This window comes from Pedobacter cryoconitis (assembly GCF_001590605.1).
GTDB classification, from domain to species: Bacteria; Bacteroidota; Bacteroidia; order Sphingobacteriales; family Sphingobacteriaceae; genus Pedobacter; species Pedobacter cryoconitis_A.
Map to the genome: position 1 here is coordinate 3,287,016 of NZ_CP014504.1, position 16,477 is coordinate 3,303,492.

The 16,477-nt window shown below is 34.5% G+C and carries 8 protein-coding genes; 1 reads left to right on the plus strand and 7 read right to left on the minus strand.

Annotated elements, in window-relative coordinates:
- Positions 1 to 89: 89 nt before the first annotated feature.
- From AY601_RS13630 to AY601_RS13655, 6 genes are all read right to left on the minus strand, one after another.
- Entirely contained in the window at positions 90 to 2,129 is a 2,040-nt protein-coding gene (locus tag AY601_RS13630) for a non-ribosomal peptide synthetase (RefSeq protein WP_068402000.1), read from the minus strand.
- An 18-nt stretch (positions 2,130 to 2,147) separates the two neighbouring features.
- Positions 2,148 to 8,492, minus strand: a complete 6,345-nt coding sequence (locus tag AY601_RS13635) for a type I polyketide synthase (RefSeq protein WP_068402002.1) — start codon at positions 8,490 to 8,492, stop codon at positions 2,148 to 2,150.
- Positions 8,493 to 8,538: 46 nt separating this feature from the next.
- Positions 8,539 to 10,479, minus strand: a complete 1,941-nt coding sequence (locus AY601_RS13640; RefSeq protein ID WP_068402004.1) for a cyclic peptide export ABC transporter — start codon at positions 10,477 to 10,479, stop codon at positions 8,539 to 8,541.
- Positions 10,480 to 10,593: 114 nt separating this feature from the next.
- Positions 10,594 to 11,556, minus strand: a complete 963-nt coding sequence (locus AY601_RS13645) for a hypothetical protein (RefSeq protein ID WP_198163518.1) — start codon at positions 11,554 to 11,556, stop codon at positions 10,594 to 10,596.
- 39 nt (positions 11,557 to 11,595) lie between these two features.
- The gene (gene sbnA, locus AY601_RS13650) at positions 11,596 to 12,570 is read right to left on the minus strand and encodes a 2,3-diaminopropionate biosynthesis protein SbnA (RefSeq protein WP_068402008.1); all 975 of its coding nucleotides are present in this window, start codon (positions 12,568 to 12,570) and stop codon (positions 11,596 to 11,598) included.
- A 224-nt stretch (positions 12,571 to 12,794) separates the two neighbouring features.
- Positions 12,795 to 13,127: a transcription termination/antitermination NusG family protein gene (locus tag AY601_RS13655; RefSeq protein WP_068402010.1), complete on the minus strand. Its 333-nt coding sequence runs from the start codon at positions 13,125 to 13,127 to the stop codon at positions 12,795 to 12,797.
- 942 nt (positions 13,128 to 14,069) lie between these two features.
- Between AY601_RS13655 and AY601_RS13660 the strand changes: the two genes are divergently transcribed.
- A complete protein-coding gene (locus tag AY601_RS13660) occupies positions 14,070 to 15,011 on the plus strand; it encodes an ornithine carbamoyltransferase (protein WP_068402013.1) in 942 nt (313 codons plus the stop codon).
- 626 nt (positions 15,012 to 15,637) lie between these two features.
- On the opposite strand, the gene AY601_RS13665 is transcribed toward AY601_RS13660, so the two are convergent.
- Positions 15,638 to 16,414: a helix-turn-helix transcriptional regulator gene (locus tag AY601_RS13665; protein WP_068402015.1), complete on the minus strand. Its 777-nt coding sequence runs from the start codon at positions 16,412 to 16,414 to the stop codon at positions 15,638 to 15,640.
- Between the last annotated feature and the right edge of the window lie 63 nt (positions 16,415 to 16,477).

Consider the following 16,477-nt stretch of genomic DNA (forward strand, 5'->3'; position numbering starts at 1 on the left):
AGAAATTAATGCCAAATTTTCTTTGACAAGCGTATTTTTAAAACTTGTTTGGTTTGATGTCACAGACATCTAAAAGCAAAGGATATTGCTTAAGAAGGTTGAATAAGTCGTCTCATTCTATTTTTAGACAGTGATCTGTCTATTTGTTCCGTATTATTTACGGTATTGAGATTAAGTATATCCTTATAAAGATACTCAGACAAGTCTTTTACGTTGGTATACTTAAAAAGTATAACCTCGTCTAACTCATCAAATAAGAAGGATTCAATATTGACTTTCAAATGAGTTAATTGTATGGAAGTCAATCCAAAATCAAAGAAATTACTAGTAACCGCAAAATCCTGTATATCGAATAGATTACGCACCAATTTTAGAATTGCTTCTTCTATCTGCCTTTTAGAAAGTTTTTTGAATTCTAATTTTATCCCCTCATTTTCAGACTCTATTTTTTTAATGAAGCCATCATATTTTCCTTGTAAATATTCTTCCACTAATAAAAACCGCTGAATTTTTCCACTTGTGGTTTTTAAAATTTTGTCAACTGCTATAACTTTTTTGACAGATAACCCAGTTCTTTCTCCAATATGTTTTTTAATCAAATTTTCCAGCACAATAAAGCCTTGAGTTGTCCCTTTATAAATCATAAAAACCAGGATATCGTCCTGATATTTTTCTTCATTAAATACATTACACGCTACAGCTTGTTGAAATTGTATTTCAGGGAGTTCTTCCATCAAATTATCAATATCATGCGGAAAATAATTTTGACCATTGATCAAAATCATCTCCTTATCCCTTCCAGTTATAATCAGATGCTGGTTATGAATAAATCCTAAATCGCCAGTATTCAGCCAACCATCTTCAGAAATAGTTTTCCGGGTCGTTTCAGGATCATTATAAAATCCCGAAGTAATTGCTTTACTCCTTAAATGGATTAAGCCAAGCGAATTTTCCGGAAGTGATTGCATATCCTTATCTGTGATCTTGATTTCGGTATGTGTATACAGTCCCAAATTGGCAAAGGAAACTGCATCAGGAGAATTGGCTTCTACAAATTCGACCTTGTCTCCTACTTTCAGTTTATGCCGGTTTAGCTTACATTCCCTTGTTATTCCTTCTTTTTGAGAGAAAAAGGACACTCCTAACACTGCCTCTGCCATTCCAAACCCTGGAATGATGACGCCTTTTGCAGCACCATAAGGTAAAAGCATCTTTTCAAAATCCCGGCAAACAGCAACAGAAACCGGTTCTGCGCCATTTGTCAGCGCTCTCAATTTATTCAATGATAATCCTTGAAGTTCGCTGGCCTTAAAGTTGTCAATCGCATGTCTGAACCCGAAGTTTGGAGAGCCAGAAATTGTAATACCATGGCTCGCTAAACTCTTAAGCCATAAATTTGGATAGGTATAAAATACCATTGGAGGCATCAGAAATTGAGGTACGTTCTTTAACAAGGGAAATAAATGAAAAAGTACCAGGCCTAAGTCATGCGTCAGCGGCATCCATCCAAGAAGCTTATCCGAAGCTTGTATATCCAGGTGATACGATGTTGTATTTACATTATAGATAATACTATCCTGTTTGTTTTCAACACCTTTAGGATATCCAGTCGATCCGGAAGAAAATTGAATAAAAACCAGATCTGAAGAATCAGCAGGAATTGGGGTTGCCTGTTTTGAATAAGTACTCTCCTCATACAACAAGAATCTGTTATCTATATCAACAGACACTTCAGATTTATCCTTCAAATGTTCTTTCCAGGTATTTTTCAAAGTGGGCAGATCAGTTATTAAATATGGGTTTTTAAGTCTTTCCCATACTTTGCTAACCTTATTTACGGTATCAATAGTTATCCCAAATACAATCGGAACAGGTATTATTTTTCCAAAAATACAAGCCCAGAATGTGATCAGAAAGTTTTTATTTGACAAAAACTGAAACACTAATTCATCACCAGGCTGAAGGTTTTTCTGTTGCAGATCATAAAGCATATATCTAGCCTCCATGTAGAGTTTTTTATAAGACATATACTCTTCCTTATTTTCACCTTCTATAAAGGTAATACCAGCCTGATCCCCAGATTCTATATTCGCCCGAAAAATATCTTGTATTGTTGACAATTCTATCATTTTTTATTCTATTTAAAATTAAGCTAGTATAGCCTGAAACATATTGCTAATAATCTTCGCGGATAAATTCTTTAAAGAAGGACCTGTTAAAAACTCTATAGGTGGTATTTCTACTGCGAAGTTATTTCTGATCACCACCATTAATTCTATGGTTAGAATGGAATCAACACCCAGTAAATTTATACCCTTATCAAGCTGAATATGAGCAGTTGATATTTTCAAAATTTTCCCTAATTGTTCCTGTAAAAGTTCTGCCACGAATTCATGTTGAAGATTTGAATCCAAACTCAATAATATATTCCTGTTACCAAGCTGTTTTTCAGTTAATTGCTCTTCTGCAGCATCTGTATTTATGTCGTTCAGTTCACTGAATAACGAGAGTGCACTTTTACCTGCATTCTTAAAGAATGCACTCCAGTTGAGATTAAAAAAGCCAACCTCTACTGGTTTTTCTTTAAGGATAAAGTCCAGTCCCTGCAGTACTTGTACATTTGTAAAACTATTAATGCCTGATCCTTCAAGGATTGTTTCCAGATTTCCACTTCTTGCCACAACCCCTGACTCTGCTAAAGCGCCCAGGTTAATGGTTGTTGCAGCCAGTCCCATACCTTTTCGCCAAAATGCAAACGAGTCTAAAAATGCATTAGCTGCTACATAATTTGCCTGAGCTATATTGCCGATCCAGGAAGATATAGAAGAGAAGAGCACAAAACAATCAAGATTTGATTCCTTACTCAACTCATGAAGATTCATTGCACCATCTACCTTAGGCTTAAGCACATTCCTGAATCTTTCTTCAGTCATATCTATAAGGAAACCATCGTCTAAAACCATTGCCCCATGAAAAATCCCAACAAGTTCTGGCAACTCTTCTTTTATCTTGTTAAAAACAAGTTGCATTTCGTCAAGCCTCGAAACATCAGCAGCATAAACCTTAACCTTCACACCTTTCTTTTCCATGAGTTCTACTTCTGCTTTGGTACTGGCATCCTCCAATCCACTCCTGCTAAGTAATGCTAAATTTCTAGCTCCATTTTTCACCAGCCATTTACCAACCTCTAATCCTAATCCCCTCGTTCCACCTGTAATTAAGTAGGTTCCTTCGGCCTTTATTGTATTGTTTTTATTGTTTACTATTTCTACAGCACGATTTGAAAAATCAATTACAACCTTATTGAATTGCTTGCTTTCATCAATCAATTGAATTGCTTCTGAAATTTTGTTACCAGGAAAAACCTGTGCAGGCAAAGGAGGTAAACAACCTGACTCTATATAATTAGCCAGATCGTTTAGCAAATAAGCTATCGTTTCTTGTTTTTCAGTTAACATCCGATCGATATCAACAGTTATATGAGAAAGGTTATGATTAAAAAGAGCTTTCTCCAACGAAGAATTTCCAGCAGTGTTTTTCTTACTGATATCTAAATAAACCCCATATGGTGCTAAACAAGAAAAATTTTGATATAAGATTTCACCAGACAGCTCACTTAATACTACATCAACTCCTTTTCCATTGGTTAGTTCCTCAATCTCAGTTGAAAAATCAAGGTTTTCAGAGTTAAATACATGATTAATTCCTATAGCTTTTAAATAAGTTCTGGCTTCATCTGATTCAGCAGTAGCAAAAATTTCTGCTTCCACATATTTTGCATAGTAAATTGCGGCTAAACCTACTCCTCCCGCAGCATTATGAATCAATACTTTATCACCTTTGCGCAAATTTGCTTTATCTCTTAAGCAGTAAATAGCGGTAATATAATTGATGATTACGCCCGACTCAGCAATAGTTAAATTAGATGGACATTTAACGGCCAAAAGTTCTGAAGTGTTCGTAAATGTTTGTAATGTACCTGGAGCTAAGGCTAATACTTTGTCCCCTTCTTTAAACCTGGAAACACCCGAACCTGTTCGGGTAACTGTCCCAACGCATTCATAACCCAAATTTTTATCAAAGAATGATCCTTCTGCAGCGTCATCAGTAATCTTATGAGACAATCTTAGATAATCATTGTAATTAATTGAAGTATTACTGATCAGGATTTCAATCTCGTTAGACGTGGGGTCAATACGATCCGTACTTTCAAAATAGAAACCTTCTGAGCCCAATGTTTGAGCTATAGTCAGCTGCAATGCTTCACTCTGAAAATCAACTGTATTTAATGACAAATCCTTATCTATTTCCCGCTCAATTATTTTCTTCTGAAAAACGCCACCATTCCTGAGCGCAAGCTCCTCGTAAAAGATATCTCCTGTATTTATAATTGCCGCAACCGTATTCCACATATGCTCACGATCCTCATCCTTGGTCCCCTCTTCCAAATCAATTAAGCGAACCTGGCAACCAGATAATTCATTTACTATTGATCTTGCTAACCCATGAATAGTACTATATTCCAAAGAAGAAATAATATCATTTTCAGTAACTACCTGACTTCCTTTAGTTATCAAATTCAGTCTAAACTTGCTTCCTGCGCTTTCAGCAAAACTTTTAACAAGATTTAAAAGCGGAGATATCTGATTTAAGCATTTTTCACTTGTCAATAATTCATCCGGATGACCAAATACATTTAAAGGAAAAATTAAAATTATATTAATCTCATTGTAATTATTGCGCCATAAGCTATCGATGCTTTTTTTATTTTTAAAGTCTATTTGATAATGATTTTCATTCAATTGTTCATGTTGATCTCCGGGTTCTATAATGATAGAATCTTTCAACAATTCTCTCAAAAACAAAGAAGAGTTGTAATTATTTGTAATGATATAAGTTACAGAATCTTCTGCCGGTCTAATGGAATTTATCTCCAACTGTTTTTCTATCCATTTGGTTTGAAATAAATTGCCCTTTAAAGCATCATTAGATTGCGATACATCTTTCACGAGTTGCTGACACTTAAAGTTTTCTAATCGCATCAGCACTTCGCCCATTTCGTTACAAATAGTTAAATCAGCTATCACACAATTTTCATCTGCAAATCTCAACTTTGAATAACATACAATATCATTTCCAGGAGACGAATAACAATGAATCTTTCCAATTGATACCGGAACAAATTCTCCGGCAGCAAGAATAATAGTGGCCTGGAAACAAGAATCCAATAACGTTGGATGAATAAAATAATCAGCCATATTTTCTATCATATCCGGATGAATACTAATCTTGGCTACCAGCTCTTTGTTCCCTGCTTTTATCTCTCTTATACAGCTAAAAAACGGTCCATAGTCAAGTTTAGCTTGTCTTAATCGTTCATAGATTACTTTTGCGCTTAAAACAGTTTGCAGACGAGAATTTATTTCCTTCAAATCTATTAGAGGAGAATTCACGTCAAAATTTCCGACAGCAAATTTCCCTGTCGACATTTCCGTCCAATGAGCATCATCTGTTCCGCTCTTACATTGAATACTATACTGACCGCTTTTAGGATTAGAGGTGATGTGCAATTTTTGAATTTCATCATCAAAAATAGGCAGCACCCGAAGAAATTTTATGTTTTCTAATTTTAAAGGTAGTTTTTGGCTAATCTCCAATTGATACATGGCAATTGCTAAACCAATGTATCCGGCACCAGGAAAAATTACCTTCCCATGTACGGTATGATCATTCAAAAAAGGGAAAAAGAACTCATTCAATTCAAATTCATAGGCTTTTAACGGACTATCAACTTTCGAATTAAAAAACAGGCTTTTATTTTCCTTTCTATTAGTTAAAGCCTCTTTTGATTCTCTCCACAGATATTCTTTTTGCCATGGATAAGTTGGTAATGGTATATAAGGTGATTTTTCAATCCACCTGTCCCATTTTATTGGATATCCCAGCGTAAATAGTTTCGAAACATTGTCAAAGAAGTTTGTTTGTTCTGCTTCTTTATGATTTAAAGTTTGTAAGAAGTAGAAATCCTTACTATTCTTGATACATTCCATCATAGAATTTCTCAAAACCGGATGAGGACCGATCTCAATAAAGATCTTATAGTCGTCCCCGGCTAGCGTGTCTATAGCTTTTGAAAACAAAACAGGTTCTCTGACATTTTTCCACCAGTAATCATTATTGATTTCATGTCCGGAAATTTTAGCTCCTGTTACTGTAGAGTAAAGATCTATTTTAGTTTCAGTACCTTTAATATTTTCGAGCGAATCTAATAGTTCATCTTTAATCAAGCTCATTATTGGACTGTGATATGGTACAGTTACATCCAACAACCTGCAAAATGCTCCTGCAGATTCAATCTTTTCCAGCAGCTCTTTTAGTGACTCCGAATCACCAGATAGCGTTAATGCTTTTGGACTATTAATTGCCGCAATAGAAACATTTTCATACGGCTTTATCATTTCTATTACCTCTTCTTCTAAAAGTCCTACTGCCAGCATTGCTCCTTTACCAGCAGTTGAATGTTGCAGCCTGCTTCTATGGTAACTTACAAAGAGTGCTTCTTTCAATGATAATGCTCCCGATATGTAGGTAGATGCGACCTCACCAACACTATGCCCAACAACAGCATCAGGAGTAATTCCGTAATATTCCATTAACCTGGTCAATGCAACCTGGATGACAAAGTTTGCGGGTTGTGCTATATTAGCATCCTTAACTCTTGAAGTCTCCATTGGTTTACTCAATTCTTCATAAATGGACCAACCGGAGATCTCTTTAAAATCATCATCACATTCCTTAATTGCCTTATTGAAAACAATTTCTGTTTCCATTAATCCCCTGCCCATTTTCCACCATTGCGGTCCCATACCAGTGTATACAAATACGACCTTAGGCTTCTGGATCAGAGCCTCTCCTTGATTTACGCCTTTTAGTAAAAGATTTTCTTCATACGCCTCTAATTTTTCAATAATATCTTCCCTGGATGTAGCAAAAATGGCTAACCGTTGGGATAAACTACTTTTCCTATAAATTGCATTACTAAGTATTTGTTCAAATTGATCACTATTCTCCTGAATATGTTTCCTGAATTTCGCGGCCAGCTCCTTTAGTGCAGAAATACTTTTTGCAGAAACCGGAAGTATAAAATGATCACTTTTTAAAGGAGTGGCATACTTGTCCACATTGCTTGAATTGTACTGTTTCAAAACAATGTGTGCATTTGTTCCTCCAAAACCAAAAGAATTGATTGAAGCCAAAGAGTCTTCATCTTCCGGTAACCTTTCCAAAGTTGTTGGTACCTTAAGGTTACTTGTCTCGTATCCTAATGCCGGATTAGGATTATTAAAATGCAAGTTAGCCGGAACCGCATTATGCTTAAGACACAATGCTGTTTTAATCAATCCTGCTATACCAGAAGCAGCTTCGAGGTGACCTATATTAGTTTTCACAGAACCCACCAGACATTTGGATTTCCTGATTACAGGAGAAGAAACAACCTCATTAAGAGACTTAAATTCGATAGGATCACCAACCGGAGTTCCTGTACCATGGGCCTCCATGTAATGGATACTTTCTTTATTTATATTATAATCCTTATGTATTTTTTGTATTAATTTCAGCTGTGCATCTCCATTAGGAACTGTAATTCCATTAGTTTGACCGTCTTGGTTTACACCCGTACCAACTATAGTTGCATAAATTCTGTCATTATCTTTTAATGCTTGCTCAAGAGGTTTTAAAAGCACAATACCCGCACCTTCACCTCTAACATATCCACCTGCGTCACTATCAAATGTCTTACAACGACTATGAGCTGAAAGAAACTTCCCTTTACTAACAAGAATAGTGCTTTCAGGAGAAGACATATAATTAGCACCGCCAACTAAAGCCATAGAGGATTCTCCGCTCCAGATACTTTGACAGGCATAGTGCGTTGCAACTAAGGATGATGAGCATGCTGTATCAATGGAGAGCGATGGCCCTTTTAAGTCATAGACATAGGATATCCTATTTGATAACATGGTCAATGCTGCACCAGCAACAGTATGTGAATTTATATTATACTTATTTTCACCCGAAGCCTGAGTCAACAAATTATCCAGTATAAAGCCGCCGATAAAAACACTTGTGTTACTTCCCTTAAATGCTTCTAATGTCATTCCTGAATCTTCCATAGCTTCGTATACAATTTCCAATAACATACGCTGCTGAGGATCCAGGGATTCAGATTCCCGTGGTGACATATTAAAAAATAAAGAATCAAACTCCAGAATGCTTTCACTAAGAAAACCGCCCTGTTTAGCTCTTATTTTCCCTGGTCTGGCATCATTTTTACTGTAAAACTTTCTATTATCCCATCTTTCAACAGGGACATCACGAATAGTATCTGTCTTATTAATCAACATTTCCCAAAACTTGTCGGGAGATGAACTCAAGCCAGGAAATCTACATCCAATCCCTACAATAGCAATTGGTTTAATTTTATTCTCCATAGTTATAATAGTTATTTTTGATATGTTTTCACTCAATTGAAAGATATTATGATTCGGATATTACCCCTGAATAGTTGTACTCTGATATTGTACCCATCTCCATTTTATAAACCTTGTTGGCCATATCAAAATACTTATCATCGTGTGTAATGACTATCAACAGTTTTCCTTCATCCCTCATTTTCTTTAGCAACTGGTTATAAAAGAAATCTTTAAAATCAGGATCCAGATCGGCTGCACATTCATCAAAAAAGTAAATTGGACGATCTTCTAAATACGATTTTAAAATAGCCAATCGTTTACGCTGACCTTTTGAAAGATCTATTGTGGTGTAAGCCCCATCTTTGATTTGAACTTTGTTTGATAAACCAAACATATCCAACCACTCGTAGACTTGGCTTAACCGCTCAGGGTTAATACCATAGATTTTTTTGAATAAATAAAAGTCACTGAAAATAACTGAGAAATATTCACCCAATATATTTGAGTCCGTCTTTTTACCATTAATTAATATATGTCCTGAATCAGGTGCATAAAGGCCAGTCAGAAGCTTTAGAAAAGTTGTTTTACCACTACCATTTCCTCCTATTATAAAAACAATATCTCCTTGATTAACTTCGAAATTGATAGGACCTATACCATAAGATATATCGTCCACATTTCCATTGATCTGATAATTGTAATAAACGTCCTTTATCTGTAATTTATCAACCGTTGATACTCTTATACTCTCCTTACTTTCTAAATAAAGCTCTTCCTTTGTATCCGCTTCACCAAGAAAATTCTGTATCCTTTTCCATGAAATCTTTGCGTTAATTATTCTTGGTATTCCCGCGATAATATTGCTGAAAGGCCCCCACAAAAACAAGGTTGCAATTACATAAGTGGTGATAAGTTGTTTCTCAAAGTGAAGAATAAAAGGGAGAACCAAACAAGAAATACCGATAGCTACAGTAAAAGAGATCTCCGATAAAAGTGTCTTGTTTACATCTATATAAGTAGCTTTAAGCTGAGCCTGATAAAACGTAGAACTTCTTTCCTCCATGTCCTTACCATATTCATCACGTTGTACTTGATGGAGAACCAATTCTTTAAAACCATTAATTAAACCTACCACAAGGTTCGTAAACTCTTCTCTTTTAGTCCTTGAAAAATTCCAGGCTCTGGTTAACGGGCCTCCCATGAAACTATAAAGCACAAATATGAATCCTATCGATCCTAAAAGTGTTAATGTACTGTACAGGTTTAATGAGAAAAGGTAGACGAATACTAAAGTTGCTGTAACTACATTTGTAAAAATGTGAATTGCTACTTGTGAGAAAAAGAATATTGACCCAATATCATCATTTAAAATAGTATAAATCCTGCCGCTTTTAATGTTTTCAAATTTTCTATAAGAAAACTTAAAGACCTTATTGAATACCATCATATTAAACTCCTGTGCCATTTCAGCTCCTAAATACGCTGTTTTTCTTTTACTTATTCTTATAGTTACTACATATGAATAAGTAGCTAAGGCAAAGAAAATCAATGAATATCTGACATCCATGCCACCATTAACAAATTGACTCACAATACTCACAATAAATGAGTTAGCTATCCCTGGAATAAATGAGACAAGAATTAAGGATGAAATTATATTATGGAATTTATTTACATGCGGAAAAAAAAGCGTGGTTCTTGTAATAAAGTAAAAAACAGTAATTATCAGGCCTAATTGAATAACAGAATTTTGGACTACTTCATAATTTGGTGATTTAATTGACCAAAAATTTTCATTGTATAATGCAATTGGAAGAAAATATAACGCTATAAATAAGGGAGTTACGGCTAAAAACCCTAATAAATAATTATAGAAGTTTTTCGAAGAAAAATCCTTTTTTCGCTTCTTTCGTAAAAGCTGGGTAAACGCAACTACTGAATAAGTAACGCCTATTAAAGCGATAATTATTCCTAAAACATGAATCTTAAAAACAGCATTTTCCATTTTAAATTGTTTAGAATTATTTATATTTTTTTGTTAAATGAGCACACTAAAGCGTACCAGATAAAATTCTCTGGTACCCAGTTTAATTATAGCTTGACTAGCTATTGTAAAAAATTAATCTTCAAGTAAGAGGCCTGCATTAGCTTCCTGAGCTAACTTTAGAAAATTATCGGCCATTGCGATATCAAAAACAGCCATACCCATTGGATTAAACATGACTGGCTGATTTTCAGTTAAAGAAGCAAAAAAGTCTTTTGTAAAAACATCCTGAATCTCTTTAACATCAGCTTTTTGTAATCCATTAACTTTATGGAATACTTCTATATCTGTATTTTCCCGGCATACTTCTTCCCAATTATCAACAATTATAGTCTTGGCAAACCACGGAAATACATCAGGTTTATAGTCACGTAATGAAACATTTAAATGAAGAGAGCCGTCTTTAGGCTTTTTATCTATGTAACATTCTTTCGAAGCTGTGCAAGTAATAAAGATATCCGCCTCAGAATAAACTTGTTCCCAATTTTCAGCGATAATTGCCTTTGCGCTGATATCACCAGGAATTGATTCTTTCTGAATCGTGTTTTTATCATATAATAAGACTTTGCCAATGCGATCACCCAGTAACTGATTACACATACTCAAATGATGCTGACCTATAGGCCCAAAACCAATAATCCCTATTTTTAGATTTGCAGATTTTCTTTGCTCCATAAACTGCTTAATTATAAATCCACTTACTGAAGCCGTTCTGATTGCAGAAATAGATCCACTATTTATAATACCAACTGGCACACCTGTATCTGCTTCATTCAATACAATTACGCTATGTGCTCTTGCCAATCCCTTATGTATATTATCTGGAAAACTTGCTATCCATTTAATGCCAGCCTTATTAATGTTTCCACCTACAAATGCAGGCATAGCAATAATTCTATTTTTGGCATCACCATAACGTAAGTATGGTTTTATAGGTTGTACTGTACTATTTAAACGTAAACACGCTATGGTATCAATTATTACCTGGATATTATTATCCCAGCTTATGTTTAGTTTTTTTATTATTTCGTCATTCAAATATATCATCTTGTAGTCTGCCAGATTTTAGAATAGTTATTAAACCGATATGGATTCTGAATTGTATGCCGTTACCATTTTCCTCCAGTCGTCATTATATATTGTACTTATATACCTCTCCCCTTTATCTGCAAACACACACATTATATTAACCGGTTTATCAACTGCGTTTGCTTTAAAATATTTCCTTACAGCAGCGTGAACAGATCCCGATGATCCGCCAACAAATAAATTATGCTTTTCAAGTAATTCTCTGCAAGAATCCATAGTCTCATATTCATCTACCGTTACTACATCATCTATTTTTGCAGAACCAAGTATAGCTGGTCTGATGCTTGATCCTATTCCCGGAATAAATCGTTTACGGGATTCACCACCGAAGATTACAGATCCTTCAACGTCAACAGCAATGATTTTCGAGTTTGGATATTTTTCTTTTACTCTTTGCGATACACCTGTAATTGTTCCTCCAGAACTCACTCCCATAAATAAATAATCCAACTGCTGTCTTGGAATTTCAAAACAAATTTCATTTCCCAGCGAATTATAATATGCCTCAGCATTTAAAGGATTTTCATACTGATTAATCCAATAAATATTTTCGGATTTCTGAATTATTTCATTTACTTTTTTTAGTCTGTTTAGTAAATATCCTCCACGCTCATCTGGTTCTGTAATACAAATCACTTCGGCCCCCTGTAATCTGATCAACATCTCATTCACGGGCAGGGTGGTTTTATCAATGACACAAATAAACTTCAGGCCTTTCTGCTTTGTATAGGCCGATAATGCAACTCCAAAGTTACCAGACGAAGATTCTATGATGGTTGTATCCTTATCTATCAATCCCCTATTTAATAAACTATTCAGAATGTAAATAGCAGCGCGATCCTTAACGCTACCAGTAGGATTGTAAAACTCCAACTTTGCAAAGACATTCAAATTCGACTCTTCCTCATTTCTAAGTGCGATCAGAGGAGTATTACCAACTTTATCTAAGATGTTATTTATCATATGTATTATTTTTCATAAGTGATGTTCTTTGCATTTTATAATTTGACCGTTTACAACGCTATAGATGGTAAGTTTAAACAGTTACTTACGTACGATATCAAGCGTGAAAGTAATTCCACGTGAATTGTATTCTTATTAATTAAGATTTTACGCCTATTTTAAGATAGACTATTCAAAAAGAGGAAGAAAAAGATTAGAGAGGAAGCGTTATCTACCAAAAAAAGCTAGGAAGCTATGGCATTGTGGGTTAATAGGTTGGCTGGGATTGTAGCAATAATATCTTGTTGTAAAGAGTCTATGCCAAAGCAAACCAAAACTTCATTTTGGCTGTTTACCCTTAAAATTTCGCATTCTAAACTATATAGTGATCCATAGGAGATTTTCATAGCGTCAACAACTTTTAAAACTTTACTTTTTTTATGATCACTCCATTGTCTTTCAGACGCTTTTTGTGGCAAAAATGATTCCATCAAAGCCTCTTTCAGTAAATCATTAATTTTTCTTTCATACCGCGACTTGACATATAATATATACCAGCCATTATAGTTATTATTCATTATAGGAAAGTGTGTTGTTTGGTTTTTAGATATAGCTATGCTATTCTAAGTCACACTGATAGAAATTCTTGGAAGAAAAACAAGCAGAATGCCTTAATAGTAATTTCGTATATACTACAGAAATATAAGATCGAATATACATTTATTATTATCAAATAAAATAAAAACACTATCAAATTTTTATTTTATTTATTAACATAATCATATATCCTTAAAATATAAATAAATTTCATAATTCAATTTAATTTAGTGATATAAGTTTGATTGTTATTTTTCCTGAATTTAATAAAACCATGGATTAACATTGACATAAAGAGTATTAATTAACATAATAAACACAATATGATAACAAAAAGATAACACACTATTTTATTGAAGAATTTTTCTGAAGAAAAGGTTACTCGATTAGACTAAAATAAGCTTTCTTATATAATTTTTTATTACCGAACAAGCTGTACTTCATACTATATAAATACTTAAAATGATTAAAAACAAGTCCTATTTAAGCAAATCAAAAAATATTTTCAGCGCCGGAATTTGACAGAAAAGACCTACCAGCTATTACAATTTATAAGCTATTATAATTATTATTCGGGATCGGTAATTTGAGTATTTGACTTTCAGATACAGCTCTTCTATTCTGAGTGACACTGATAAGAATTCTTGATAGAAAAAAACAGAAGACTTGATATCAATTTCGTTTAAAACACACAAACTGATCGTATAATATACATTTATTATTGTTAATAATAAAAAATTAAATACTATCAATTTGTTATTTTTATATATAAATGTAATCCTATATCTTTATAATAGAAAAAAATTTCACTAATTTGATTCAGCCTATTGATACTTTTGCTATTTCTAAAATTTGCATTTAAATACCCCCCCCTTAAACTAATATTAAAAACCAACAGTATTAACTTACAGAATAAACATAATATGATAACAAATAGACGACACCTTATCTCATTAAATACTCTTTCTGACCAAGAGCTTTCTCAATTGGTTCATCGCGGGTTATCTTATGCAAATGGTGTTATAAAAGACCACTTACCCTTGCAAGGATTAATCATCGGAATTTATTTCCGCAAGACATCAACCCGCACAAGAACTTCATTCTCTTCTGCAGCCTTACGCTTAGGTGCTCAGATTATATCTTATGGTCCGAATGATTTACAGGAAAATACAGGAGAAACGCTTCAAGACACAGCAAAAGTTCTTTCAATGATGTTAGATGGCGTAGTAGCAAGAACTGCTGGCACTCAAAAAGAAATGGAAACAATTGCTTCATATGAGAATATGGCGGTTATTAACGCAATGACTGAAAATGAACACCCAACACAAGCTTTAGCTGACCTTACCACGATGCTACAACACTTTGGCAATCTTTCAGGCTTGCGCATTTTATATTTGGGTGAAGGAAATAATACTGCAACTGCTTTGGCTTTATCTGTTCCAAGATTTCATGGTACACAATTATTTTTTCGTACTCCCCCAGGATATGGTATACCAGAAGAAACACTACTATCTGCACAAAGACAAGCAGAAATACATGGATCTATAGTAGAAGAGCAACATGACATGGAAAATCTTCCCGAAAACATCGATGTAATTTACACTACCAGATGGCAAACTACCGGCACAACTAAAATAGATGTAAATTGGAAGGAGATTTTTGAGCCATTTAAAGTTTCTCAAAAATTACTGGACAAATATCCGAATGCAATATTTATGCATGATTTACCCGCACACCGAGATGAAGAAGTTGATGCCTCAGTTCTGGACGGCCCCAGAAGTATTGCTTTCAAGCAAGCTGGCAATAAATTACATAGCGCTTGCGCTGTGTTAGAATGGTGTCTGAATCCGACCGATTTAATTTAGCTATTGGGCATAAACTAAAAAAGCCGTTTTTCTCTAAAGAAGAACGGCTGATGCGTAATCTTATTTCATCAGGAGAAATTATCAGATTTTGTATTACAATTAATACTAAATCTACAGTTCATAGTTACAAATTAAATAAAAATAAAACTATCAAATAATAAAATCCTGATTGGCACAATGGGGTATTGACCTGATCGTAACATCATGCTACAACAATCACCCTCCAGATTGCAAATTAACGCAACTCTGCTTATATTCGGAATAAGCATATCCATTTCATGCAGCAAACATAGTACCTGTATTCTTTAGTGAAGGCGGCAGACTTAAAGGAATATCTGCTTCAGCTGCTATTCCTGCAATAAGCACCAGGGGCTATGCGTGCCAGCTTGCCGGAACCGCACTTCTCGGATTTATTGCCTGCCATTTTTCTCTGACCTACTGGCCTTTACTGGAATATTATTGTTAAGTGTCGCCCTGGTATATATTATCATGATCCCAAAACGGACACAGATAAAAACTTGTTTCTCTTTTCAGAAAATCAATTTATAGCCTCTTTCCTGAGCTTCATTTCTCAAAATCCCTGTTAGTACTATATAGGAGCCATGTAAGATTCCGAAATTGTTGATTTAGTGCTGCTTGTTGAAGTTGCCTGGTGTAACACCTGTATAGTATAAAAAACTATGGTGAAAATGGCTTTGATCATAAAATCCTGCTTCCAGGGCTGCTCCAACAATAGAATATCCTTCATTGATCATTTTTCTTGCTTTTTCAATTCTCAGGATAGTTAAGTAAGTATTTGGAGTTACTCCTAAATGTTGTTTGAACTTTCTGATCAGTTGATATTTATCTATCCGATGAATATCAGCTATATTTTCCAGACGAAGTTTTTGATTAAACTGTTCCGATAAATACCTTTTCACAGCTGCAATTTCTTCGGGAGGGCCAGGCTTATGACGATCGGGATTTTGAGTAGCTTTGCTTAACAATTGCCGAATAAAATCTGCTAGAACTGCTTCGTCCGGTAATAACTTAGCCGCATAAAGACGAATATATTGTTTAAATAAAGTCTGATCTTTAATAACCAGTGGATAATCACTTATCCTTCTCATTCCGGTTTCCTTTAGCAAGTACTCCATCAGATCATTGCTGAGGTAAAAACTTTTAAAACTCCAACCCAGATCTGCTATCGGATGATGGGAATGCATCATATACGGTTTAATCAGGAAAATGGAGTGAGGTTCAACAAAACAACTTTTACCTTCAAAATAAAACTTCTGAATTCCATTAACAGCTACACCAACCGTATATTCTTCATGAAAATGAAAAGGAAAACTATGCGTAAAATTGTCACCACTGGTAAAGGTGATATTATCTAAACACAAATTTCTCCAACTGTTGATCATATCAATTTCTTTTTTAGAATTCCCGGCACTTAAAACATTTCAAATGTAAATAAATCAACGGAT

Excerpts from the sequence above, each read along its gene's own strand:
- AY601_RS13665 (WP_068402015.1), bottom strand. The coding sequence starts at position 16,414 with ATGATCAACAGTTGGAGAAATTTGTGTTTAGATAATATCACCTTTACC.
- AY601_RS13635 (WP_068402002.1), bottom strand. The coding sequence starts at position 8,492 with ATGGAGAATAAAATTAAACCAATTGCTATTGTAGGGATTGGATGTAGA.
- AY601_RS13640 (WP_068402004.1), bottom strand. The coding sequence starts at position 10,479 with ATGGAAAATGCTGTTTTTAAGATTCATGTTTTAGGAATAATTATCGCT.
- AY601_RS13660 (WP_068402013.1), top strand. The coding sequence starts at position 14,070 with ATGATAACAAATAGACGACACCTTATCTCATTAAATACTCTTTCTGAC.
- AY601_RS13630 (WP_068402000.1), bottom strand. The coding sequence starts at position 2,129 with ATGATAGAATTGTCAACAATACAAGATATTTTTCGGGCGAATATAGAA.
- sbnA (WP_068402008.1), bottom strand. The coding sequence starts at position 12,570 with ATGATAAATAACATCTTAGATAAAGTTGGTAATACTCCTCTGATCGCA.
- AY601_RS13655 (WP_068402010.1), bottom strand. The coding sequence starts at position 13,127 with ATGAATAATAACTATAATGGCTGGTATATATTATATGTCAAGTCGCGG.